Annotated in this window: 22 protein-coding genes; 19 read left to right on the top strand and 3 right to left on the bottom strand. The window is 42.6% G+C overall.

Annotated features, from left to right (window positions below; translation table 11 throughout):
- Positions 1-56: 56 nt before the first annotated feature.
- The 8 genes from BANVL01_RS08240 (at position 57) to cysI (ending at position 9,434) form a co-directional block, all read left to right on the top strand.
- The gene (locus BANVL01_RS08240; RefSeq protein ID WP_066086476.1) at positions 57-773 is read left to right on the top strand and encodes a phosphoadenylyl-sulfate reductase; all 717 of its coding nucleotides are present in this window, start codon (positions 57-59) and stop codon (positions 771-773) included.
- Positions 774-787: 14 nt separating this feature from the next.
- The gene (gene cysP / locus BANVL01_RS08235) at positions 788-1,855 is read left to right on the top strand and encodes a sulfate permease (protein WP_066086479.1); all 1,068 of its coding nucleotides are present in this window, start codon (positions 788-790) and stop codon (positions 1,853-1,855) included.
- A 175-nt stretch (positions 1,856-2,030) separates the two neighbouring features.
- Positions 2,031-3,179 (top strand): sulfate adenylyltransferase, encoded by a 1,149-nt coding sequence (sat, locus tag BANVL01_RS08230; protein ID WP_066086482.1) that lies wholly within the window; start codon positions 2,031-2,033, stop codon positions 3,177-3,179.
- Between the two features lie 15 nt (positions 3,180-3,194).
- A complete protein-coding gene (gene cysC, locus BANVL01_RS08225) occupies positions 3,195-3,794 on the top strand; it encodes an adenylyl-sulfate kinase (protein WP_066086485.1) in 600 nt (199 codons plus the stop codon).
- Between the two features lie 20 nt (positions 3,795-3,814).
- Positions 3,815-4,591 (top strand): uroporphyrinogen-III C-methyltransferase, encoded by a 777-nt coding sequence (gene cobA, locus BANVL01_RS08220; RefSeq protein WP_066086486.1) that lies wholly within the window; start codon positions 3,815-3,817, stop codon positions 4,589-4,591.
- Between the two features lie 20 nt (positions 4,592-4,611).
- Entirely contained in the window at positions 4,612-5,370 is a 759-nt protein-coding gene (locus BANVL01_RS08215; protein ID WP_066086489.1) for a sirohydrochlorin chelatase, read from the top strand.
- A 327-nt stretch (positions 5,371-5,697) separates the two neighbouring features.
- A complete protein-coding gene (locus BANVL01_RS08210) occupies positions 5,698-7,512 on the top strand; it encodes an assimilatory sulfite reductase (NADPH) flavoprotein subunit (RefSeq protein WP_066096426.1) in 1,815 nt (604 codons plus the stop codon).
- A gap of 206 nt (positions 7,513-7,718) precedes the next feature.
- The gene (gene cysI / locus BANVL01_RS08205; RefSeq protein WP_066086490.1) at positions 7,719-9,434 is read left to right on the top strand and encodes an assimilatory sulfite reductase (NADPH) hemoprotein subunit; all 1,716 of its coding nucleotides are present in this window, start codon (positions 7,719-7,721) and stop codon (positions 9,432-9,434) included.
- 120 nt (positions 9,435-9,554) lie between these two features.
- Here cysI and BANVL01_RS08200 read toward each other — a convergent pair whose 3' ends face one another.
- Both BANVL01_RS08200 and BANVL01_RS08195 read right to left on the bottom strand, forming a co-directional pair.
- Complete coding sequence (locus tag BANVL01_RS08200; RefSeq protein WP_066086492.1) at positions 9,555-10,292, bottom strand: metallophosphoesterase family protein; 738 nt, start codon at positions 10,290-10,292, stop codon at positions 9,555-9,557.
- 75 nt (positions 10,293-10,367) lie between these two features.
- Positions 10,368-10,586, bottom strand: a complete 219-nt coding sequence (locus BANVL01_RS08195) for a hypothetical protein (RefSeq protein ID WP_066086494.1) — start codon at positions 10,584-10,586, stop codon at positions 10,368-10,370.
- Positions 10,587-10,898: 312 nt separating this feature from the next.
- Between BANVL01_RS08195 and BANVL01_RS08190 the strand changes: the two genes are divergently transcribed.
- Positions 10,899-12,881 carry an oxidoreductase gene (locus BANVL01_RS08190; RefSeq protein ID WP_066086496.1) on the top strand — a complete coding sequence of 661 codons (1,983 nt, stop codon included), beginning with the start codon at positions 10,899-10,901 and terminating at the stop codon, positions 12,879-12,881.
- Positions 12,882-13,097: 216 nt separating this feature from the next.
- Here BANVL01_RS08190 and BANVL01_RS08185 read toward each other — a convergent pair whose 3' ends face one another.
- Positions 13,098-13,535 (bottom strand): ribosomal maturation YjgA family protein, encoded by a 438-nt coding sequence (locus BANVL01_RS08185; RefSeq protein ID WP_066086499.1) that lies wholly within the window; start codon positions 13,533-13,535, stop codon positions 13,098-13,100.
- Positions 13,536-13,703: 168 nt separating this feature from the next.
- Between BANVL01_RS08185 and BANVL01_RS08180 the strand changes: the two genes are divergently transcribed.
- From BANVL01_RS08180 to BANVL01_RS08135, 10 genes are all read left to right on the top strand, one after another.
- The gene (locus BANVL01_RS08180; RefSeq protein WP_066086500.1) at positions 13,704-14,339 is read left to right on the top strand and encodes a pentapeptide repeat-containing protein; all 636 of its coding nucleotides are present in this window, start codon (positions 13,704-13,706) and stop codon (positions 14,337-14,339) included.
- 55 nt (positions 14,340-14,394) lie between these two features.
- Positions 14,395-14,607 carry a hypothetical protein gene (locus tag BANVL01_RS08175; protein WP_066086501.1) on the top strand — a complete coding sequence of 71 codons (213 nt, stop codon included), beginning with the start codon at positions 14,395-14,397 and terminating at the stop codon, positions 14,605-14,607.
- Positions 14,608-14,855: 248 nt separating this feature from the next.
- Complete coding sequence (locus tag BANVL01_RS08170) at positions 14,856-15,674, top strand: SDR family NAD(P)-dependent oxidoreductase (protein ID WP_066086502.1); 819 nt, start codon at positions 14,856-14,858, stop codon at positions 15,672-15,674.
- Between the two features lie 13 nt (positions 15,675-15,687).
- A complete protein-coding gene (locus BANVL01_RS08165; RefSeq protein ID WP_066086505.1) occupies positions 15,688-16,731 on the top strand; it encodes a ketopantoate reductase family protein in 1,044 nt (347 codons plus the stop codon).
- Positions 16,725-17,375, top strand: coding sequence for a GntR family transcriptional regulator (locus BANVL01_RS08160; protein WP_066086508.1), 651 nt, complete (start codon positions 16,725-16,727; stop codon positions 17,373-17,375). The genes BANVL01_RS08165 and BANVL01_RS08160 overlap by 7 nt, the downstream gene beginning before the upstream one ends.
- A 23-nt stretch (positions 17,376-17,398) precedes the next feature.
- The gene (locus BANVL01_RS08155) at positions 17,399-18,412 is read left to right on the top strand and encodes an ABC transporter ATP-binding protein (RefSeq protein ID WP_066086510.1); all 1,014 of its coding nucleotides are present in this window, start codon (positions 17,399-17,401) and stop codon (positions 18,410-18,412) included.
- Positions 18,366-19,361 carry an ABC transporter ATP-binding protein gene (locus BANVL01_RS08150; protein ID WP_066086512.1) on the top strand — a complete coding sequence of 332 codons (996 nt, stop codon included), beginning with the start codon at positions 18,366-18,368 and terminating at the stop codon, positions 19,359-19,361. The genes BANVL01_RS08155 and BANVL01_RS08150 overlap by 47 nt, the downstream gene beginning before the upstream one ends.
- Before the next feature lie 23 nt (positions 19,362-19,384).
- Positions 19,385-20,398, top strand: a complete 1,014-nt coding sequence (locus tag BANVL01_RS08145) for an ABC transporter permease (RefSeq protein ID WP_066086514.1) — start codon at positions 19,385-19,387, stop codon at positions 20,396-20,398.
- Positions 20,399-20,413: 15 nt separating this feature from the next.
- On the top strand, positions 20,414-21,232 hold the full coding sequence (gene nikC / locus BANVL01_RS08140) for a nickel transporter permease (protein WP_066086516.1): 819 nt from the start codon (positions 20,414-20,416) through the stop codon (positions 21,230-21,232).
- 84 nt (positions 21,233-21,316) lie between these two features.
- Positions 21,317-22,951 (top strand): ABC transporter substrate-binding protein, encoded by a 1,635-nt coding sequence (locus BANVL01_RS08135; protein ID WP_066086519.1) that lies wholly within the window; start codon positions 21,317-21,319, stop codon positions 22,949-22,951.
- The last annotated feature ends 26 nt before the right edge of the window (positions 22,952-22,977 follow it).

Here is a 22,977-nt window from a genome sequence, read left to right as displayed (position 1 = left end):
CGTTTTTCGATAGATGAAACTCAAGTTAGATTTAGTGAAAAAGGAGGCGTTGAGCCATGAATGAAACAATAACGTATCAAAATTGGCAGCAAATATCTGATACTTTCCCAATTGCGGATGAAACCAAGGGTGCTCATTCTGTGCTGGAGTGGGCTTTCCGGGCTTACCAATCCGATGAAATTGTGTATGCGTCCAGTTTCGGGGCAGAAGCGATTGTTTTGATTGACCTCATCCAGCAAATTAAAGCGGATGCCCGGATTGTTTTTTTAGATACGGGACTGCATTTCCCAGAAACATATGAGGTCATAGACAAGATTGAAGCTCGATTCCCGTCGTTAAGGATTGAGCGAAAACAGCCGAAGTTAAGTCTCGATGAACAAGCGGAACAATATGGTTCGGCGTTATGGAAGACTGCTCCTAACCAGTGTTGCAATATTCGCAAGGTTATTCCGTTAAGGGAAACATTGGCGGGAAAACAAGCGTGGATCTCGGGGCTTCGGAGGGAACAGTCACCGTCAAGAGCGAGCACTGAATTTCTTAATAAAGATGAAAAATTCAGGAACATCAAAATCTGTCCCTTGATTCACTGGACATGGGATGAGGTTTGGGGCTACATCAGGGGACACGAGCTCCCGTACAACACCCTGCATGACCATCAATATCCAAGCATAGGCTGTTTTCCCTGTACCCAACCGGCTGCAGCTGATGGGGACTCACGTGCTGGACGCTGGGTTGGAAGCGGCAAAACGGAGTGTGGCTTACACACCAAATAGGGAGGGCTAAAGCTTTGCTTACAATCATTGCAATAACAATTGGGTTATTTTTTGCAATAAATATTGGTGCCAGTGGTGCGGCGGCTTCGATGGGAATCGCCTATGGAGCCGGTGTGGTGAAAAAACGGCTGGCTTTGCTGCTGTGCAGTATCGCCGTGTTCCTTGGTGCTTGGCTTGGCGGTGGTGAAGTAGTCAAAACGATTGGCAGCGGGATTGTCCCATCTAGTACATTTACCGTGCCTGTAGCCTTAATCGTATTAGCATCAGCGGCATTATCATTGTTTTTGGCCAATATTTTTGGTATACCACTTTCTACCAGTGAAGTGGCAGTTGGATCTGTCGTTGGTGCCGGGATTGTTTATCAATCTGTGTTTGCCAGTAAGCTTGTCTGGATAATGCTTTTTTGGCTGCTTACACCTTTTACCGCGTTTTTCATCGCAATTGGTGCTTCGTTTTTGTTGGAAAATAGAAGGCTTAAGGGCTGGATGAAGGCTCGGAAAGCTGTTCCATTTCTGTCTGTGCTGGTTGTATTTATGGGTTTGTTCGAAGCCTTTTCAGCAGGGATGAACAATGTTGCCAATGCTGTCGGCCCACTTGTGGGTGCCAACATCCTCGCTGTTGGAAGTGGTATTTTCTGGGGTGGGTTGTTTGTCGCGGCGGGCGCACTGCTGCTGGGTCAGCGCGTCCTAGAAACGAATGGAAAAAAAATAACGACGCTGCGGCTCGAAGAGGGCTGTGTCATCTCGGGAACAGGTGCAACCATTGTAACCGTTGCCTCCGTGTTCGGGATTCCTGTCCCACTTACCCAAATCACAACCTCATCCATTATCGGAATGGGTTTCGCCAAGCATGGCAAAGCAGTATTGAAAAAAGACATTGTTGTTCAGCTCCTGACCGTTTGGATTGTTTCACCCGTCCTATCGATGGTGCTGTCATATACCCTCATCCAATTGATTATCGAACATAACTTTTACCCAATTATTGCCATGGTTGGGGTCCTGATCTCTGTGTTCGGGGTGTTGTCGTTGATGAAGCGGCAGAAGCCCGCGGTAGCGGTGCAGCAACAAGTTGCAAAAGAATAGCCGGCTTTCGGTGGTGGAAGCGGGAGTCGCCAGTGAAATGCGGGTATCCGTTGCTTGAAGTTGTTAGTCGCCAGTAAACGGCGTTTAGTCGCCAGAAAACATCCGATATCCGCCAGTAAGCAGCACATCAATACCGGTAAACAGTTAAATTAAGCAAAGGAAGGATTTGATTTACATGTCATTTTTACCAAAACCACATGGAGGAACGCTGGTTCAAGCCTTTAATCCAAACTATGACGTAGCGCATATCGAAAAAGAGCTGGAGATTGACGCAATTGCTTTGAGTGATCTGGAGTTAATCGGCGTGGGACTGTTCAGTCCGCTGACCGGATTTCTTGGCAAAGCAGATTACCAATCGGTAGTCGACCATATCCGTTTAGCGGATCAAACGATTTGGTCGATTCCTGTAACGCTGCCAGTATCCGCTGAAACAGCAGCTACCCTCGCAGTCGGGGAAGAAATCAAGCTTATTTTTCAAAAAGAGGTTTATGGCGTGATCAAAGTAGCGGAATGGTATGAACCTGACCTAGACAAGGAAGCACTTGAGGTATATAAGACACTCGAGCTTGCCCACCCGGGAGTCAAGCGGCTTTATGAAAGAGGTCCAGTCTACGTGGCTGGTGAAATCACACTCGTAAAAAAACAGGAAAAAGGGGTTTTCGCCGATGTGTGGCTTGAGCCGAAGGAAACACGGGCATTGTTTGAAGAAAAGGGCTGGAAGACAGTGGTTGGCTTCCAGACGAGAAATCCGATTCATCGTGCGCATGAATACATTCAAAAAGCAGCACTGGAAACGGTCGATGGGCTATTCGTCAACCCACTTGTCGGTGAAACAAAGTCTGACGACATCCCGGCTGATGTCCGGTTGAAGAGCTATCGGGTCCTGCTGGAAAATTACTACCCTGCAGAACGGGTACAACTCGGTGTTTATCCTGCTGCCATGCGTTACGCAGGACCAAGAGAAGCGATTTTTCATGCGATAGCCCGTAAGAATTTTGGCTGCACTCATTTCATCGTCGGCCGCGACCATGCTGGCGTCGGGAATTACTATGGAACGTATGATGCCCAGCTTATTTTCAGCGAATTTCCTGAAGGGGAACTTGGCATTGAGCCGCTATTCTTTGAACACAGCTTTTATTGCCATAAATGTGAGGGGATGGCATCTGATAAAACTTGCCCGCATAGCCATGATGATCGTGTCATTCTATCCGGAACAAAAGTTAGAGAGTTACTGCGCGCAGGAAAGATGCCCCCGTCCACCTTCAGCCGGAAAGAAGTCGTCGAAGTGCTGATTGAAGGATTGAAAGAACATCAGACGGTGTAAGGAGGGTATGCAACCATGTCAAAATCAACAAATATCACCTGGCATGACGCGGCAATAACGAAGTCAGACCGCCGAATTCAAAATCGCCATGGAAGCTGTGTCCTCTGGTTTACAGGCCTCTCGGGCTCCGGAAAATCAACAATTGCCAACGCAGTTTCAAGTGAATTGCACCGCCGGGGAATTAATGAATATGTCCTTGATGGCGATAATATCCGTCATGGCCTTAACCGAGATCTTGGCTTTTCGGACTATGACCGAACGGAGAATATCAGGAGAATTGGCGAAGTGGCCAAACTATTTGTTGATAACGGCACCGTCGTGACAACGGCATTCATTTCGCCTTTTCGATCCGATCGTGACCAAATCCGTTCCCTTTTTGAAAAAGAAGAATTTATCGAGGTATACGTCGAGTGCCCGTTGGAAGAATGTGAACGAAGGGATCCAAAACAACTATACGCAAAGGCACGCCGCGGTGAAATAAAGGATTTTACCGGGATAGATTCACCGTATCAGGCGCCGGAACGCCCGGAAATTACCGTCCGCTCCGACCTTTTGACAGTTAAAGATGCAGTAGGACAAATTTTTCAATACCTTCAGGAAAAAAACATTATTTAGTTGGGAAAGGATGGGAAGCCATGGCTGGCAAGGTTTATTTAGTTGGTGCGGGACCAGGAGATCCGGATTTAATTACCGTAAAAGGACTGCGATGCCTCGAACAAGCCGATGTCATTCTCTATGATCGGCTTGTCAATCCCGAACTGCTGAAGCATGCAAAAAAAGAGGCACAGCTGGTGTATTGCGGCAAGCTCCCCCATTATCACACAATGAAGCAGGAGACCATCAATTCCTTTTTGGTGAAATATGCTAAAAAAGGGTATCAGGTTGTCCGCTTAAAAGGAGGAGACCCGTTTGTTTTCGGCCGCGGCGGGGAAGAAGCGGAGGAATGTGTCAAGCATGATGTGCCGTTCGAAATAATCCCGGGCATCACGGCCGGAATTGCGGCTTCCGCTTATGCAGGAATTCCAGTTACCCATCGTACCTTAAGCAAAAGCTTTGCGTTTATTACTGGACACCAGGCAGGCGATGTCGCTGCGGAGCACCAGTGGTACCATCTAGCAAACGGGGTCGATACCATTTGTGTCTATATGGGGGTTTCTCAGCTTTCAACGATAATTAAGCAATTAATCCGGCATGGCAAACAACCGCAAACGCCAATCGGCCTTGTCCAGTGGGGGACATTAAGCGACCAGCGAACCGTGACAGGCACGCTCGAGACAATCGAAGAACGGGTGAAAGAAGAAGGAATTTCTAATCCCAGCATGATTGTCATTGGCGAGGTTGTCCGTCTTCACAAAAAATTAAATTGGTTTCATGAAGAAATAGTTCCTCATTTGCCAGTCGTTCATGGATAAAGGCAGAGGGGGCGGTTAGGATGAAGGCCATTTTATACATTGGTCACGGCACACGCTCTAAAAAAGGAGCGGAGGAAGCGAGGGCCTTTATCGAAAGAGTCATAGGTCGAATTGATCTTCCTATTCAAGAAATCAGTTTCCTTGAGCTGACGGATCCTTCGATTGAGGAAGGCTTCAAGCGCTGTGTAGATAAAGGCGCGACTGAAATTATTGTTGTTCCTTTGTTTCTGTTGGCTGCGGGTCATATCAAAACAGATATCCCTCAGGCCCTGTCTTTATTGCAGCTCAGATATCCTCATATTGAGGTTCAGGTTAAGGATCCTTTTGGGGTGCAGGAGAAAATTCTTGATGCAGCAGTTGAACTTGTCAGTGATTCTGCAGGTACCTTGGAGCCGCAGGACCGGTTATTGATTGTTGGAAGGGGAAGCAGTGATCCTGAAATTCACGGTAACTTTGCCGTTATTGCGGAGGGTATTAGGAATCGGCTCGGAATAAATCATGTATCGGTTTGTTATTTGGCCGCAGCCGAACCAAGGCTCCAGGAAGCTTTGCAGACTATTTGTGTAAAAAATGTTGGCAGAACGATTGTCGTCCCCTACTTATTATTTTCTGGCCTGCTTATCGGCGAAATAAACCAAGAGGTCCTTAAACGGCAAAAACTAGGCTACAAGATTCTCTATACCGGCCCATTGAGCGGGCATCAAATGTTTGAGGATATCGTGGTCGAACGGGCAATAGGAAATAAAGCTTGTGTAGCTTCATGTAAAGTCAGTTCATAGTGCCCGTCGTCCGGAAAAAAGAGCGTTCATGGGCACTATAAGAGGTTCATAGTGCCCGTCGCCCGGAAAAAAGAGCGTTCATGGGCACTATAAGAGGTTCATAGTGACCTTCGCCCGGAAAAAAGAGCGTTCATGGGCACTATAAGAGGTTCATAGTACCCGTCGCCCGGAAAAAAGAGCATTCATGGGCACTATAAGAGGTTCATAGTGCCGTTGCCCGGAAAAAAACGTGTTCACGGTCACTATGACCTTCACAAAACAAAAAAAATTTGCGGCACTCCGCCCCATATCGATAAACAACTTTTATACCATAGCGAGGTGGTAATATTGCAACTTCAAGTATTAAACAGTCCGTTTAATCAGGAGCAGGCAGAGCTCCTAAATCGCATTCTGCCGACCTTGACAGAATCACAGAAATTTTGGCTCAGCGGTTTTCTCGCTGCATCTCACATGAATTCCGCACTGGAAACATCAGATGCACAAACAACACAACAACTGGCAAAAGAACAAACAATCCCAAAAAAAATAACCATTCTTTACGGATCACAGACGGGAAATGCCCAAGGACTGGCGAAAAAGGCTTCCAAAACGCTTGAGGGGAGCGGTTTTCAAGTAACCCTCACATCCATGAGCGATTTTAAACCAAATAATCTAAAAAAAGTCCAAAATCTTCTGATAATCGTCAGCACCCATGGAGAAGGTGACCCGCCGGATAGTGCGCTTACATTTCATGAGTTTTTTCATAGCAAACGGGCACCGAAGCTTGAAGACCTTCATTTTTCCGTATTAGCGCTTGGCGACAGTTCGTATGAGTTTTTCTGTCAAACGGGAAAAGAGTTCGACAAGCGCCTCGAAGAACTCGGCGCTACCCGACTTTACCCTCGCTTTGACTGCGATGTGGATTATGATGAACCGGCGGCAGAATGGCTGGAAGGAGTCCTTGGCAGCTTAGGGGATGTAGAGGGCGAAAGTCCAACCCCGTCGCAATCAACAGCTCCTCAAGGGGTAGAATCGGCATACGATAGATCCAATCCATTTCAAGCAGAGGTACTAGAAAATATCAATTTGAACGGCCGGGGCTCGGATAAGGAAACGCGCCATCTTGAGATATCTCTTGAAGGTTCAGGCCTCACATTCGAACCAGGAGACAGCCTTGGTATCTACCCGGAAAACGATCAAGCACTAGTCGACCTGCTAATTGAGGAAATGAAATGGATTCCAGAGGACCTGGTGACAATTAAACCGGGAGATGTTCGACCTCTTAGAACAGCCTTACTTTCCCACTATGAAATTACGATTCTAACAAAACCACTGCTAGTGAAGGCTGCACAGCTTTCAGCGAGTAAGGAACTAAAAGAGTTGACCATACCGGGAAATGAACAAATGGTAAAGGCGTACCTTGATGGACGCGATTTACTAGATCTAGTTCGTGATTTTACCCCTTGGATTTGTTCGGCTCAGGAGTTTGTAAGCATTCTTCGAAAAATACCGGCTCGGCTATATTCGATTTCGAGCAGTTTAGCAGCCAATCCGGATGAAGTCCATTTAACAATTGGTGCAGTCCGCTATGATGCACACGGGCGTGAACGGAATGGCGTCTGCTCGATTTTGGCAGCTGAGCGAATCAAACCAGGGGATACATTGCCAGTTTATATTCAACATAACGAAAACTTTAAGCTGCCACAAAACCCGGAAACACCAATCATCATGGTTGGCCCAGGCACAGGTGCAGCGCCGTTCCGTTCTTTTATGCAGGAGCGTGAAGAAACCGGGTCCCCTCAAGGGAAATCATGGCTGTTCTTCGGAGACCAGCACTTTGTCTCCGATTTCCTTTACCAAACAGAATGGCAAAAGTGGCTGAAGAACGGCACACTGACAAAAATGAACATTGCCTTTTCACGTGACACCAAGCAAAAGGTATATGTGCAGCACCGGATGCAGGAAAACAGCAAGGAATTGTTCGAGTGGCTTCAAAATGGAGCAGCGGTTTATATTTGCGGCGATGAGAAACACATGGCCCATGATGTCCATCAAACACTCCTCACAATTATCGAAAAAGAAGGCGGCATGAGCCGTGAAAAAGCAGAAGAATATCTTGCCGGGATGCAACAGAACAAACGGTATCAGCGTGATGTATATTGATTGTGTGGAAAAGGGGCGGAGCGCCGCAAAAACGAATCATTTTAACCAATTTGAGTGGGTTTTATTCATTTTTCACTTCGAATTGGTGAAGTTCTGCTCTGCTCGCACCGCCTTTATTGGCAGGAATGGACCTTTGAATAATTTTTCATAGTAAATGGAAGTGTGAAACGCTATATTTATTTTGGAGTGAAGGGAGTTTTTTCAAAATGGTGAAGCAAACGTTAACAGCGCCAGTGGGAGATCCAAGCGATGTTGAGCGTATAAAAGAAGAAAGCAACTATCTAAGAGGCACTTTGGTGGAAGTAATGCAGGACCCAATCAGCGCGGGTATTCCAGAAGATGATAACCGCCTGATGAAACATCATGGCAGCTATTTGCAGGATGACCGTGATCTCCGCAATGAGCGCCAAAAACAAAAACTTGAGCCAGCGTATCAGTTTATGCTCCGTGTCCGTGCTCCAGGTGGAGTGGTTACACCTGAACAATGGCTTGTATTAGATGAGCTTGCAGAAAAGAATGCGAACGGAACGATAAAGCTGACGACACGGCAGTCGTTTCAAATGCACGGTATTTTAAAGTGGAACATGAAAGAAACGATTCAGGAGATTCATCAGTCCCTTTTGACCACACTTGCAGCATGCGGGGATGTAAATCGGAACGTGATGTGTAACCCGAATCCTGATCAATCTGGAATCCATGCCGAAGTGTATGAATGGGCGAAAAAGTTGAGTGATTACTTATTACCGCGCTCAAGAGCCTATCATGAAATCTGGCTCGATGAGGAAAAAGTGGCATGTACACCAGATATAGAGGAAGAACCCATGTACGGAGCACTCTATTTACCGCGGAAGTTTAAAATCGGAATAGCTGTCCCGCCCTCGAATGATATCGATGTTTTTTCACAGGATCTTGGTCTCATTGCGATTGTAGAGGATGGCAAACTTAGTGGTTTTAACGTGGCAATCGGCGGCGGGATGGGGATGTCACACGGCGATAAGGCGACATACCCTCAGGTAGCAAAGATCATTGGCTTCTGCCCGCCAGACAAAGTGGTGGAGCTGGCAGAACAAACAATTACGATTCAGCGCGATTACGGGAACCGTTCTGTTCGGAAAAATGCCCGCTTCAAGTACACAGTAGACCGCCTCGGACTCGAATCGGTTAAGGCAGAATTGGAAAAAAGACTTGGCTGGAGCTTGGAAGAGGCAAAACCATTTCAGTTCAATCACAATGGTGATCGCTATGGTTGGATAAAAGGAATGCAAGGAAAATGGCATTATACGCTGTTTATCGAAAATGGCCGCGTTGCAGATTTTGCGGATTACAAGCTCAAAACAGGCTTACATGAACTTGCCAAAATCCATACGGGTGATTTCCGGCTGACAGCAAATCAAAATCTAATCATTGCAAATGTATCAAGTCCGGAAAAGAAAAAAATAAGTGAATTATTGGAAAAATACGGACTGTCAGACGGCAAACATCACTCCACATTAAGACGCAGCTCGATGGCGTGCGTCGCCCTTCCAACGTGCGGTTTGGCAATGGCAGAATCAGAACGCTACTTACCTGAACTTATCGATAAAATTGAGGAAATTGTCGATGAAAATGGCCTGCGTGACGAAGAAATTACGATTCGAATGACAGGATGTCCGAATGGCTGTGCCCGTCCTGGACTCGCAGAAATTGCCTTTATTGGCAAAGCGGTCGGCAAATATAACATGTATCTTGGCGCAGCCCGCAACGGGAGCCGCTTGAATAAAATGTACCGCGAAAACATTGGCGAAGCTGAAATTCTGAGTGAGCTTAAGGTACTTCTTTCAAGATTTGCCAAAGAACGCCGGGAAAGTGAGAACTTCGGTGACTTTGTCATCCGCACGGAGATTGTCAAAGCAACAACGGACGGAACGAATTTTCATGAATAATAAGGATAAAAAGAGACAGGGTTGCTGTCTCTTTTTTCCGCATCAAGCAACAGTCGCCAATAATATTTTCCGGATCAAAAGCGCCATTGGCAGCCGAAGTGAAAATGCTAGCAAAGGCAATCACAGGTATTGTAGATGCTGATTCCCATGAAACATTTTCAAAATATACTCCGAATCCGGTACGTTCTGCCTGTTGTAACCTAATAAAAATTCTTTATTATCATAAGGGGCTTCTTTAAATGTAACGCCTATTTCACCGCGTTCACCGATAGTCAAAATTGTGTAAGAGGCGAGCGGCTTCGGATAACATCCCAGTGAGCAGGGATTAAGATAGAGCCTTTTCTTTGTTTTAAAATGATGGATGACATGATGATGGCCAAAACAGACGATATCAGCAGATGAATCTCGGTAAAGGAAGTCCAATTTTTCAATGGTCGGTTCATAATCAACCGATAAAAAATCACCGTGTTCGTCTAAATGATAATGGGAAAAAAGTAATTTTTTTTCATTATATACAGCATCAATTGTTGTGGGAATCGCCAGTAAGAATGGCAGGAATTTCCGATCTAAATGGGAGGCAATCCACTCGTGGTGTTCCCTTTCTTTCTTCTTACTGTAAGGTTCTCTGCCTGCGATGATATCTAGGATTGCTTCATCATGATTTCCTAATACAAAAGAAATATCGTCACGAGAAAAAAGCAACTCAAGCACTTCATTTGTTTCATAGCCAATTCCAACTAAATCCCCTAAACAATAGATGTGGTCAATTTTCCCTTCTTGACTGATATCGTCAAATACAGCTTTTAAAGCAGATTGATTGCCATGAATATCTGATATTATAGCGATTTTCTTCTCCATACCGAAATCTCCGTTTTTCTCTAGTTTCCCTATTTTGGTAAAAATTAATACAAAAAATTATTTTTTCCTCCACCGTTATCTTTTTTTCTTTTTAGAATTATCAACAACCACTTTATTCTTTTTGACAGTTTCTAAGATCACTTGCACATGAAAATTTTTTTCATCCATTTGAAATACACTCGAAACCTTTACTTTACGACCCTTAATATTTAACTCTTCCCCAACAGATGGTACACGTTTAAGCAACTGAGTTAATAAAACATTTTTCTTTTCTAAAAAATGAACAGCAAACATTTGGCCTCACCTACTCCATATAGTATCTGTTATAAAAAAGCTCATTTTGTAACCTTCATATAAAATATTTAATAATAGGTAGATTTAGACCAATTTCCTACTATACAAACTTTGAAAAATTGCTGAAATTCTCGATCCCTATTATCAACGCAGACTTTCGGTGTGGAAATCGGTGCCTGACACCTTTTAGGCTAAAAATTGACACTTCAAATTCACAAAGTTTCTGATGCATTCGGTTATAATTAGTATTGGAAATATTTACTTTACAATCGTTTATGTGAAGTGTTGAGCAAGATAAAGGGAGGCGTTTGTATGAAGTTCCGTCATCTATTTGAAAAAGGAAGAATCGGGAGTTTGGTTTTGAAGAATAGAATTGTGATGCCTGCAATGGGAACGAATTTGGCAGGCCCGAATGGTGAAATCACAGACCATCAAATTGCCTATTATGAAGAACGGGCAAAAGGGGGAACTGGATTAATTTTTGTTGAATACACATCAATCGATTACGAATATGGCAGAGCCGCATTTAATCAACTAAGAATAGATGAACATCGTTTCATACCGGGGATTCATCGCTTGTCGAATGCTGTCCAAAAATATGGTGCAAAACTATTTGTTCAGCTACAACATCCAGGCAGAGAAACCACTTCCATGGTATTAGGCGGCGGGAGACAAATCGTAGCGCCGAGTCCGGTTACTTGTGCGGCAATTGGAGAAGAACCGAGGGAATTGACAACGGCAGAAGTGAAAGAAATCGTAAATAAATTTGTGATGGGTGCTGTTAGATGTCAACTAGCCGGTGTTGACGGAGTCGAGCTTCATGGTGCACATGGCTATTTAATTAACCAGTTCCTAAGCCCTAATACCAATTTACGGTCCGATGAATATGGCGGCAGCTTTGAAAATAGAATGAGATTTGTCGAAGAAATCGTTGTCGGTATAAAGGAAAAATGCGGCTGGGATTTTCCGGTTACGATTCGACTAAGTGTAGACGAGTTTGAAGAAGGTGGAACGAATGTAGAATTAAGCAAGGAAATTTGCCGTTACTTGGAAAAAGTCGGGGTAGATGCGATTCACGCTAGCTGCGGAAACTATAATTCTTTGAATAAAATAATCGAATCGATGTTGTTCGACCAAGGGGGGAGAGTGTACCTTGCGGAAGAAATAAAAAAAGTAGTGAAGATCCCAGTGATTACTGTTGGGGTTATTCGTGAACCGGCATTTGCCGACAACATTTTAGCCGAGGGCAGAGCTGACTTTATTGCGATGGGACGTTCCCACCTCGCTGACCCGGAATGGGCGAAGAAAGCATCGGAAGGCCGTGATCAAGAAATTAGGAAGTGTATTTGCTGCCTAAATTGTACAAGGTCTACCGCTCACGTTCTGTGCGCACTTAACGTTCGAACCGGCCGAGAACTGGAGTTTAAGGAAATCAAACCGATTGAAGATAAGCGAAACGTGGCTATCGTTGGCGGCGGACCTGGCGGAATGGAAGCGGCAAGAGTTCTTACTTTAAAAGGATATGACGTTACCATAATTGAGCAGGACAATAGGCTTGGCGGGCAATTGAACCTTGTTACGGCACCAAAAGCAAAAGAGAAAATGAACTGGATGATCCAATATCATAGCAATGAAATGGAACGATTAAAGGTGGATGTACGCCTAAATACAAAGGCTTCAGTTGAAATGATCAAAGCTTTAGATCCCTATGCTGTATTCTTAGCAACCGGTGCTAAACCAATCATTCCGGACTTAGAGGGAAATGATTTTACGAATGTATGTGACTATGAAGATGTTCTTTTGGAACGCAAAGCATTTAATGATAAAAGAATTGCCGTAATCGGTAGCGGGATGGTTTGCTATAGCGTAACCCGCCAGCTTGCCGAAAAGGGGAACGCTGTCACATTGATTGACGTCCCAACTGCCACTGGAGAAAAGGTCTCAGTCCACACCAGATTGATGCTGTTGAATCGTTTGAAAAAGGTAAATGTCGAGATTATCGAAGGTCAAAAAGTAGCAGAGCTCCGGCCAAATTCCGTTATCGTCGAGGATGAAGTATCAGCTGCGCAAACTGAGTTTGAAGTCGATCATGTCGTGTTCTCCATGGGAACAGAAGCCTATAATCCACTAGAAGAGCTCTATCGAAGCCATTTTGAAAATGTCTTTGTTTTAGGAGACGCAAACAATCCAGGTTCCATTACAGGTGCGATTAAAGATGGATTTGAAATGGCCTATGTTATTGAGTCGCTTGTTTCTAAAAGGAATGAAGCGGAAGAATTGGTGGGAACTAACTGATCGGAGGAAAAAAGAACAGGGTCCTTTTAACGGGAACCTGTTCTTTATTTTTGGCTCACTTCTAAAGGATTGTTGTTTTTTTGGATTCGCTCATTGAAAGGAAAAATTCGCTCATTGAACCCGCAAATTCGCTCAATGAACACTATAATCCGTTCGTAAAAGGGTTAGTTTGTTTTTGTTCGCCTCGGAAATTGACCTTTGAAACGATAACCAACGTTATCTACGTTGAGTAAACATTAGCACAGCCCTATCCAAGAAAGTGGCGATGATAATCCCTGCTGTATATCGAATGAGATCCGCCGTAAGAAAACCTTTACCCAGGATCAACCCACCAAGGACTGTACCCCGAATCTGATTAATCCAGTCTGCCTGATACAGCTGGCTAAATTCAATGCTGAAACTGAATAAAAGACTGAGCCAGATGGCAGTGGGGAGACTATTACGCACCAGCAAGAACCGGAATCCAAAATAGACCATCATCGCCCAGAGTGCATCCCCGGCGTTTTGCGCTACAAATTCTGGGAGGAGAGGGCCGTATTTTCTGGAGGCTAGGCCTATTAATATGGTGATCAAAACGGCTAGAATATAAGCTATCCTCATGTTACTGTAAATCTTATCCGTGGGTTCGCTTATTGATAGTTTGGAAGTCTGCATAAAAATCACTCTCTTTAATATCGTTTTGGTATTATTATACAAGTATTTGCTTAGTGTGGGGCTGGCTCATATTCTTCCCTTAAGGTAATATAGATTTTGTCATGTATAAATAATAAGCTATTTTTAAAAAATACATAACCACTAATCTTCGATGAAAGAGGCATAAATATGAAAATTGACTCACCTAAAATTTCAGTTGAATTACCTACAAGGAATTTTCAAGATATTTTTTATGAAGAAGATCATGAATTAGAAATGTGTCAGGTCGTTGACTCCGTTTTTGAAAATGAAGCTGTTGGTAGAGTGCGATTATCGAATATGATGATTAAGAATTGCCGGTTTAACCATACTGATTTTAAAAATATTGATATTACGGATGTATCGTTTGAAAACTGCGATTTTTCCAATGCCAATTTAAGCAAGTCTTCTATTCACAGAGTGGTATTTAAAAATAGTAAATTAGTAGGTGTGGATTTTACCGAATCACGATTTGGAAATATTCAGTTTGACAATTCCGTTTTAAACTTGACGACATTTGCAAATTCAAAGCTGGAAAAAGTAAGATTTCAGGAAACGTTATTAAAAAGTACCGATTTTTATGAATGTAAATTAAAAAACGTAGAATTTAAACATTGTAATCTTGATGGCGCAAACTTTGACCAAACATCATTAAAAGGAATTGATATCAGCACTTCCACATTTGATACGTTGACCGTGGCAATCGAGGATTTAAATGGCTGCAAGGTCTCATCATATCAAGCAATTCAATTTGCGACACTAATGGGATTGGTCATCAAAGAGTAGGAAATATCCAGAAGAACCTGAATTATATGTGACCCAAGATGGTGGAGATTCATGGGTGAGTGCATCGATTCCGATTCCTGATCAATATAATAAAATTTTCGTTACCGCCGAACTGCCCTTTAAAGAAGAAGACCATTTAGCCGTTCTTATTAATCAAGGGCCAACCGGCGATTATCGAGGCGGAAAGGTAAAAGGGAAGTTTCTTTCGAAAGATAACGGTCTGACATGGGAGTTTTTCGAAGAGGTACAAGCAAATGAAACAGAATAGGGATCAAATGAGAAGAATCTGTTTCTGGATTCTTTTCTTTTTATCTATTGACATCTTCAAACCTCTGATTAGAAATTTGGTACCTGCCCCTGAGTTGACTAACGAGTTAGCCTAGCAGAGGGGCGGTTTTTAATTTACTAATATAATTCCTTAAATTTCCCTTTTTAAAATTATTAAAAATATTCTAAAAATTCTTTGACATTCTGAAAAGCATTCGGTTATTATAAAAAATAAAGAGGTGAGATAATATGTTTGAAAGTGTTAACAGTTTACACTTTTCGCTGTTCTCAGGAAAAACGGTAGTAGTGACGGGAGCCGCACATGGGATTGGTGCAGCGATCTGTTGTGCATTTACGAGTCAAGGTGCGAATGTGATTGGGACGGATATCTTAGCTGAGGAACTTGAACAGGTTAGAAATGATATAAATGATCGATTTAAGGATTCTGAGAATCAAAATCAATTTGATATTTTTCCATGTGATATAACCGAGGAAAGACAAGTGATTGATCTCATTCAATACATAATTGAAAAATATAAGAAAATTGATATCCTGGTAAATAACGCAGGTGGGGTTTGTGGACAGGTGAATCAACCCATTGAAGATGTTCAGGAAGATGAATGGCGAAAAATATTTAATGTTAATCTTGATGGGGCGTTTTTTACAACAAAGGCTGTCGCCCCATATATGAAAAAGCAAAAGTATGGACGAATTATCAATATTTCTAGCGGAGCCGGTCGAAGTACCAGTTTAACAGGTATTCAAGCATATGCGAGTGCCAAAGCTGGTCAAATTGGATTTACTCGACAAATGGCTCAGGAATTAGGTCCTTTCGGAATAACGGTTAATAATATTGCACCAGGATTTGTCCTCTCCAATCCCTCTACCCGTAAACAGTGGGAAAGAATGACTAAATCACAACAAGAGGGCTTAATTGAATCTATTTCAGTGAAACGACTTGGAGAACCAGTAGACATAGCAAATCCCGTGTTATTTTTTGCCTCAGATTTTGCTAGTTATATTAGTGGTCAAACGATTTCAGTAGATGGAGGGCAACAATTATTTTAGGGGGGCTAGGGATATGGATATTACCATTATTGGGGCAGGTGCAATCGGAGGTGTCCTAGGGGCTTACCTTGTAAAGGATGGAAAACCAGTTACTTTTTGTGATATTGCTGAAGACCATATTAACAAAATGAATGACGATGGTTTAACGATTGAAGGGCCGGATCAAACATTTACGGTACAATGTTCGGCGTACACACCCAACGAATTAATTAGAAGAGGAAAAATGTTAGATACAGTTTTTTTATGTGTGAAAGCGCAGCACACAGAAGAAGCCATTAGATCAGTATTGCCTTTATTATCGGAAAATTCAAAAATAATATCATTTCAAAATGGACTTTGTGAAAATGTGATTTCAAAGATAATTGGGAAAGAAAGAACGATTGGCTGCTTTGTTAATTTTTCCGCAGATTATTTATCCCCTGGGAAGATTCTTTATGGAGGGGTTGCCTCCATCTATTTAGGGGAGTTGGACGGATCAATAACGAAAAGGCTGCTGGATTTACAGGATATTTTAACCTGTTGGGGTCCAGTTGAGGTAACAAACAATATTTGGGGTTATTTATGGGGGAAACTTTCCTATGCAGGGCTTTTATTTGCAACGGCATTAGTGGATGAAACAATGGCAGAGGTTGTGATAAAACAAGAGTTTCGTCCAACGCTGATGGAACTATGTTCAGAAATACTTGAGGTTGCAGCGAAGGAAGGAATTCAACCGCTAGGCTTTGATGATTGGGAACCAACCTATATCTATCCAAGAGAAACGCGAAATGAACTGGTTTTGAACGCACAATTAGAAAAACTCGCTAAGCGGATGGCAACCAATAAAAAGGCGAAAAGTGGAATCTGGCGGGATTTAGCAGTACGAAAGCGTAAGACAGAAATCGATTTTCAATTAGTGCCAGTTATTGAAATCGGCGCAAAGCACCAGATTCAAATGCCATTAACTCAATTACTTATTTCCCTCATTAAAGATATTGAATCAGGGGCTGCTCAAATGGATTGGAAAAATTTATCTAAACTAAAAGAAAAATATGAATCTGGTGAAACAGTATGTTAATAAACTATCAAAATCTTTCAGATCACGTGGCCGGTTTAATTAGGAAAATGATTATGAATGGGACGCTAAAACCTGGTGAGAAGGTAAATCAGGTTCAGCTTGCAGAAAAACTAAACATTTCGAGAGGCCCTATTCGTGAGGCGTTAAGAATGCTTCAGAATGAAGGACTAATCAATCATGAAACAAATAGGGGCACATTTGTTACAACATTATCTAACCAGGATGCTTATGAAATCTATACGATGCGAGCCTTGCTTGAAGGAAAAGCAGCTGAATTGGCTGCACCAAACTTAACAACCAATGACTTTTTGAGATTAGAAGAATTATTAGGGGAATTTAAAACGGCCTATCAAGAGGAAGACTTGGAACGTGAGGCAAAATGTGATATTTCTTTCCATCATACGATTGTGCTGGCTTCAAAGCATCAACGATTAATTCATATGCACCAGCAGCTAGATACTCAGGTTGGAGCCATGTTTCTTACTGTAGCAAGCGTAGTTCCTGAAAGGGCAAAACTCGTGGTCGATATCCACAAACATCTTTTAGATGTCCTAAAATCAAAAGATTTAGAGAAAGTAAAAAAGGCATTTTCCGATCATTATCTGCACACCCTTAAAGACTTGAAAAAGATGGATGTTTTTTGACATTAGGAGGAGGTGTTTTACCTATGCTGCTTCAAGTGAAAAACGTAGCTCTTTCCTTAAAAAGAGAAGGAAAATACACAAAAATTTTAGATGATGTTTCTTTTCAAGTTGAAAAAGGAGAAACAGTAGGAATTGTCGGCGAGTCTGGCTGCGGAAAAAGTTTGACGGCATTATCAATCATGAGACTTCTTCCTGAAAAGGCAAAGCTCGAAGGATCGATTCTCTTGGATGATGAGAATGTGACCGAATTTTCTAAACGGCGGCTGGAGAAAGTTCGTGGTAACCAGATGTCGATGATTTTTCAGGATCCGCTAACCTCTTTAAACCCTCTTCATACAGTTGGAAGGCAAATCGAAGAAGCGCTAATCCTTCATACGGATAGTAACAAGGCGGAGCGAAAGCGAAGAGTCATTCAACTGTTAAAGGAAGTCGGCTTGCCTAGGGCTGAAGACCTTGTAAATGAATACCCTCATCAATTATCAGGCGGGATGAGACAAAGAATCATGATTGCGATTGCGATGGCTTGCCATCCAAAGTTGTTAATTTGCGATGAGCCAACAACTGCTTTAGACGTAACCGTTCAAGCGCAAATCCTCGATTTGATGAACCATCTTAAACAAATAAATGATATGGGGATTATTATGATTACCCATGATCTTGGTGTTGTTGCTGAGGTTTGCGACAAGGTAATTGTAATGTATGCCGGAAAAGTGGTGGAACAAGCAAATGTAAAGGAGTTATTCCTGAATCCTAAGCACCCCTATACGAAAGGATTGCTTGAATCCATTCCTAAACTAGGGAAGAGAAAGGAAAAACTAGGCTCCATTTCCGGGATGGTTCCATCACCTGATCAAATGCCGTCAGGATGCCGATTTTACGATCGGTGCAGTAAGAAAATGGATATTTGCAAACAGGAAATTCCGCCGGTGCAAGAGGTTGGAGAAGATCATATAACAGCATGCTGGTTGTTTAAGAAGGAGGTGGAAGAGGATGACACTTCTCGAAGTAAAGGATTTGAAACAACACTTCACCATTAAAAAAGGATTTTTAGGTGAAAAGAAAATAGTAAAAGCTGTTGACGGTGTCAGCCTCCACATTGAACACGGTGAAACATTAGGTATTGTCGGAGAATCTGGCTGCGGGAAATCCAGTCTTGGCCGCACGATTCTCCAACTTTTAAAACCGACCTCAGGGGAAATCATTTTTAACGGGAAAAACATTACCCATCTGCCGAGAAGAGAAATGAAAACTGTCCGTAAAGATATGCAGTTAGTCTTCCAGGATCCTTATGCTTCCTTAAATCCAAGGAGTAAGATTCGGAGTATTCTAGAGACTCCATTGATTGTCCATGGAATGAATAACAAGGCAGAACGAATGAAAATAATTGAATCTTTAATCGATAAAATCGGGATTCGAAAAGAGCAGTTAGATCGGTATCCTCATGAATTTTCCGGAGGTCAAAGGCAAAGGATTGGCATTGCCCGCTCCCTAACGTTAAACCCGAAACTCATTATTGCCGATGAACCTGTGTCTGCCCTGGACGTGTCTGTCCAATCGCAGGTGTTGAATTTGATGGTCGATCTGCAAAAGGAATTTAATTTAAGTTATATGTTCATTTCCCATGATCTTTCCGTTGTTCAACATATTTCCGATCGCGTTGCTGTGATGTATTTAGGGAAAATTGTGGAGATTGCCAATGTCGAGGATTTATATAAGAATCCGTTGCACCCCTATACAAAGGCTTTATTGACGGCTGTGCCTCAGCCAGATCCGACGAAGAAACGAGAAAGGATCATTTTACAAGGTGATCTCCCAAGCCCGGTGAATCCGCCAAGTGGATGCCCTTTCCATACAAGATGTCCAGTAGCAACAGCAGAATGTAAAACGGAGGTTCCTGAACTGAGGGAAAAGGAAATGGGCCATTGGGCGGCTTGTATCCATGTTCAGCCAGCCCAACTGGAAAAGCCGCGGCTCATTATTTCATAACAAATCGAAGGAGGGGAGTAGGAATGGATGCGCTCCGTTACATAATAAAGAGACTCTTACTAATGTTTCCGATCCTTTTTGGCATCACTGTCTTGACTTTCTTTATCTCAAATACAATTCCCGGCGATCCGGCAAGATTAGCTGCAGGACCTCATGCCGATGCAAAGGTAATTGAAGAACTCCGTGAAACAATGGGATTGAATAAACCGCTATATGTTCAATATGGAACGTATATGAACAACCTGGTTCATGGTGATTTTGGATTTAGTAACTTTAGCCACCAGCCAGTAATCGAGGATATTAAGGCTTATTTTCCAGCCACGCTTGAATTAACGTTATTCTCGATGTTCATCACTATTTTAATAGGGATACCTTTTGGCGTCATTAGTGCGAATAAGAAGGATAAAATAGCAGATCAGTTTACACGTGTCATGTCGTTAATGGGAGTTGCCATGCCTGCGTTTTGGCTCGGAATTTTACTTCTCCTCTTTTTTTATCTCCAACTCGGTATACTTCCGGGATCTGGCCGGTTGGACACGGGGCTGTCGCCTCCAGTAACGATTACCGGTATGTATACTCTTGATGCATTACTTTCGGGGAATTGGACGGTTTTCCAATCAGCTATCATTCATCTAATTCTACCTGCTATTACTCAAGCTGCGGTAACAATTGGGATGATTACAAGGATGACGAGATCCAGTATGCTTGAAGTTTTAAAAAGTGATTATGTTAGAACCGCCTATGCAAAAGGGGGGACAGATACGAGGGTGCTTTACGGGCATGCATTACGAAATGGAATGATGCCAATTTTGACGCTGCTTGGAATGACATTTGGCCATTCCTTAGGCGGTAGTGTCCTTGTAGAATCGGTCTTTTCCTGGCCTGGCTTAGGGAAATATGCGGTAAATGCAATTACGTATTTGGATTTTCCTGCCGTTATGGCCGTTACGATGCTGATTGCTATATTATTTATTACGGTCAATTTGATTATTGATATTCTCTATCAAGTTATCGATCCGAGACTAAATTATGATTAAGGGGAGGCAGAGTGAATGGCTAGACGTTTATTTTCCAGTCCATTAACGTTGATTGGACTTTTCATCGTATTAATGATCATTGTTCTTACCATTTTTGCTCCCTGGATTTCCCCAAAGGATCCATTGGAAGTAAACTTGGGACAGAAATTGCTGCCGCCGAGTTCAGAGCATTGGTTTGGCACTGATGAGGTAGGAAGGGACATTTTTAGCCGGATTATTTATGGCACGAGAATATCTTTAAAAATTGGTTTGCTAGTGGTAGTTATTGCTTTTCCAGTAGGAACCGTACTCGGTGCGATTGCTGGTTTTGTTGGTGGAGTGGTTGATCAAATTATCATGAGGATTACCGATATTTTTCTATCATTTCCAGGAATCATTCTTGCTATGTCGATTGCTGCAGCCCTTGGACCTTCGATTGAAAACGTATTGCTTGCTCTCGCCATCACCTGGTGGCCTTGGTATACACGGATTGTCCGTTCCTCCGTATTATCCATTAAGAATGCGGAATTTGTTGAATCGGCACGAGTGATTGGCGCAAATCCCATTAGGGTCCTGTTCAAGGAGATTATCCCTAACTCGATTGCACCGGCTAGCATTCAAGCATCCCTTGATCTCGGGTTTGTTATTCTGGCTGCCGCGGGCTTGAGCTTTATCGGTTTAGGGGCCCAGCCGCCTTCACCAGAGTGGGGGGCGATGCTTTCATCTAGTAGAGAAATTTTACGTGATGCCTGGTGGGCTGCTACGTTTCCTGGTTTAGCTATCCTTGTGACAGTTCTTGGTTTTAATCTTTTAGGTGACGGATTACGAGACCTATTAGATCCGAAAAACCGCTGAGTGTTCCGAATTGAAAGGGGTGATCGCACCGTTAAAAACTATGTTCCACAAAACCAATGTTAACTATTACGAGGGGGAAAACGAATGAGGAAAAACAATTTTGCAATAAAAATGCTTGTTTTAGCTTTGACGGTTCTTTTGGCGTTGGCTGGGTGTAATAAGTATAACGAGGAAACAACAAAAACACCAACAGATGGAAAGGATAACCAGCCAAAGCAAACAGAGAAAGCAGGTTCTGGAAATCCAGATGTCTTTAATTATGCTACTAACCAAGATATTCCACACCTAGACCCTCACGGCACATCGTCCAATACTTCGTTTCGTGTAACCTATATGCTTTATGATCGTCTTGTTACCTACGATGGAACGGACACAGAAATTAAACCGCAGTTGGCTGAGAAATGGGATTTGCCTGAAGATGGGGTAACCTATACGTTCTATTTAAATAAAAATGCGAAGTTCCATGATGGGACGCCAGTAACCGCTGAGGCAGTTAAGTATTCCTATACACGTGCGTTAAAAATCGGTAAATCAGCCGCTGGACAATTTAATGGCGTAATTGACGAAAATAGCTTTGAAATTATTGATGAGCACACCATCAAAATTAAATTACTTAAACCGTTTTCTCCATTCTTGAAAACGCTTGGAACTGTGTTTGGAAATATCGTCAACCCTAAACTTTCTGAACATGAGGGGAATGATAATGGCGAAGCTTACCTAGCGGACAAAGATATGGGCTCAGGTCCTTTCGTATTAGATTCCTGGGCTCGCGGTCAAAAGCTCGTTTTGAAAGCAAACAGCGATTACTGGGGAGAAGTGCCTAAATTAAAAACAGTCAATGTCCAAATTGTTAATGAACCAGCCACAGCACGCTTAATGCTTGAAAAAGGAGAGCTGGACTTACTTGATGATACGATGCTTTCTCCGGATGTATTAAAACAATTGGAAGGCGCAGATGGCATAGAGATTCTTAAATCTCCAGGATATGCTATTGATGATATTTCGATGAATATCGAGAAAAAACCATTAGATAATGTAAAAGTTCGTCAAGCGATAGCACATGCTGTAAATTATGATTCTATTATTAACGATGTATTATTAGGTGCAGGTGAACGGATCGGCGGGATCATTCCAAAAGGCATGTTTGGCTACAATGACGCTGTGAAATTGTATGATTTTGATCTCGAAAAAGCAAAAGAACTTCTTAAAGAAGCTGGTCAGGAAAAAGGCTTTAAATTAGAAATTGCCATTTCTGAAAATAACGAAGTTCGTAAAAACATCGCAGTAATGTTACAAAGTGACTTCAAAAAGATTGGTATTGATCTTGAAATTAAATCATTGGCATGGCCAACATACTTGGATTTAGTTACGAGTGGTAAGCACCAGTTAGCAATTGGAGGATGGACACCAGATTATGCGGATCCAGATTACAATCTTTGGTATTTTGCCCACTCTTCAAGTAAAGGACCAGGATTTAACCTAGCATTCTATGACAATAAGAAGGTCGATCAATTATTAGAAGAAGGAAGACAAACGGTTGATGAAGGCAGACGTGAAGAAATTTACAAAGAGATTCAAGCCATCATGGCAGAGGAAGTTCCATATATTTTCCCTTCGCAGCGTAAAGTCCAAGTACCAGTGAGAACATGGGTAAAAGGATTTGAAATCAATCCGATGAACACATGGTATGTGCCATTCCAAAAGATAACCAAAGACTAATATCAATCATGCAGAGCGATCGTTAT

Source organism: Neobacillus novalis NBRC 102450, assembly GCF_001591805.1.
GTDB classification, from domain to species: domain Bacteria; phylum Bacillota; class Bacilli; order Bacillales; family Cytobacillaceae; genus Neobacillus; species Neobacillus novalis.
The sequence above is the reverse complement of the archived record's forward strand: the minus strand, read 5'-3'. Positions and strand labels throughout refer to the sequence as shown.

What these genes read in the sequence shown, in the direction of transcription:
- BANVL01_RS08240 (WP_066086476.1), top strand. Translation starts at nt 57, where the DNA reads ATGAATGAAACAATAACGTATCAAAATTGGCAGCAAATATCTGATACT.
- sat (WP_066086482.1), top strand. Translation starts at nt 2,031, where the DNA reads ATGTCATTTTTACCAAAACCACATGGAGGAACGCTGGTTCAAGCCTTT.
- cysC (WP_066086485.1), top strand. Translation starts at nt 3,195, where the DNA reads ATGTCAAAATCAACAAATATCACCTGGCATGACGCGGCAATAACGAAG.
- cobA (WP_066086486.1), top strand. Translation starts at nt 3,815, where the DNA reads ATGGCTGGCAAGGTTTATTTAGTTGGTGCGGGACCAGGAGATCCGGAT.
- BANVL01_RS08215 (WP_066086489.1), top strand. Translation starts at nt 4,612, where the DNA reads ATGAAGGCCATTTTATACATTGGTCACGGCACACGCTCTAAAAAAGGA.
- cysI (WP_066086490.1), top strand. Translation starts at nt 7,719, where the DNA reads ATGGTGAAGCAAACGTTAACAGCGCCAGTGGGAGATCCAAGCGATGTT.
- BANVL01_RS08200 (WP_066086492.1), bottom strand. Translation starts at nt 10,292, where the DNA reads ATGGAGAAGAAAATCGCTATAATATCAGATATTCATGGCAATCAATCT.
- BANVL01_RS08195 (WP_066086494.1), bottom strand. Translation starts at nt 10,586, where the DNA reads ATGTTTGCTGTTCATTTTTTAGAAAAGAAAAATGTTTTATTAACTCAG.
- BANVL01_RS08190 (WP_066086496.1), top strand. Translation starts at nt 10,899, where the DNA reads ATGAAGTTCCGTCATCTATTTGAAAAAGGAAGAATCGGGAGTTTGGTT.
- BANVL01_RS08185 (WP_066086499.1), bottom strand. Translation starts at nt 13,535, where the DNA reads ATGCAGACTTCCAAACTATCAATAAGCGAACCCACGGATAAGATTTAC.
- BANVL01_RS08180 (WP_066086500.1), top strand. Translation starts at nt 13,704, where the DNA reads ATGAAAATTGACTCACCTAAAATTTCAGTTGAATTACCTACAAGGAAT.
- BANVL01_RS08170 (WP_066086502.1), top strand. Translation starts at nt 14,856, where the DNA reads ATGTTTGAAAGTGTTAACAGTTTACACTTTTCGCTGTTCTCAGGAAAA.
- BANVL01_RS08165 (WP_066086505.1), top strand. Translation starts at nt 15,688, where the DNA reads ATGGATATTACCATTATTGGGGCAGGTGCAATCGGAGGTGTCCTAGGG.
- BANVL01_RS08160 (WP_066086508.1), top strand. Translation starts at nt 16,725, where the DNA reads ATGTTAATAAACTATCAAAATCTTTCAGATCACGTGGCCGGTTTAATT.
- BANVL01_RS08155 (WP_066086510.1), top strand. Translation starts at nt 17,399, where the DNA reads ATGCTGCTTCAAGTGAAAAACGTAGCTCTTTCCTTAAAAAGAGAAGGA.
- BANVL01_RS08150 (WP_066086512.1), top strand. Translation starts at nt 18,366, where the DNA reads ATGACACTTCTCGAAGTAAAGGATTTGAAACAACACTTCACCATTAAA.
- BANVL01_RS08145 (WP_066086514.1), top strand. Translation starts at nt 19,385, where the DNA reads ATGGATGCGCTCCGTTACATAATAAAGAGACTCTTACTAATGTTTCCG.
- nikC (WP_066086516.1), top strand. Translation starts at nt 20,414, where the DNA reads ATGGCTAGACGTTTATTTTCCAGTCCATTAACGTTGATTGGACTTTTC.
- BANVL01_RS08135 (WP_066086519.1), top strand. Translation starts at nt 21,317, where the DNA reads ATGAGGAAAAACAATTTTGCAATAAAAATGCTTGTTTTAGCTTTGACG.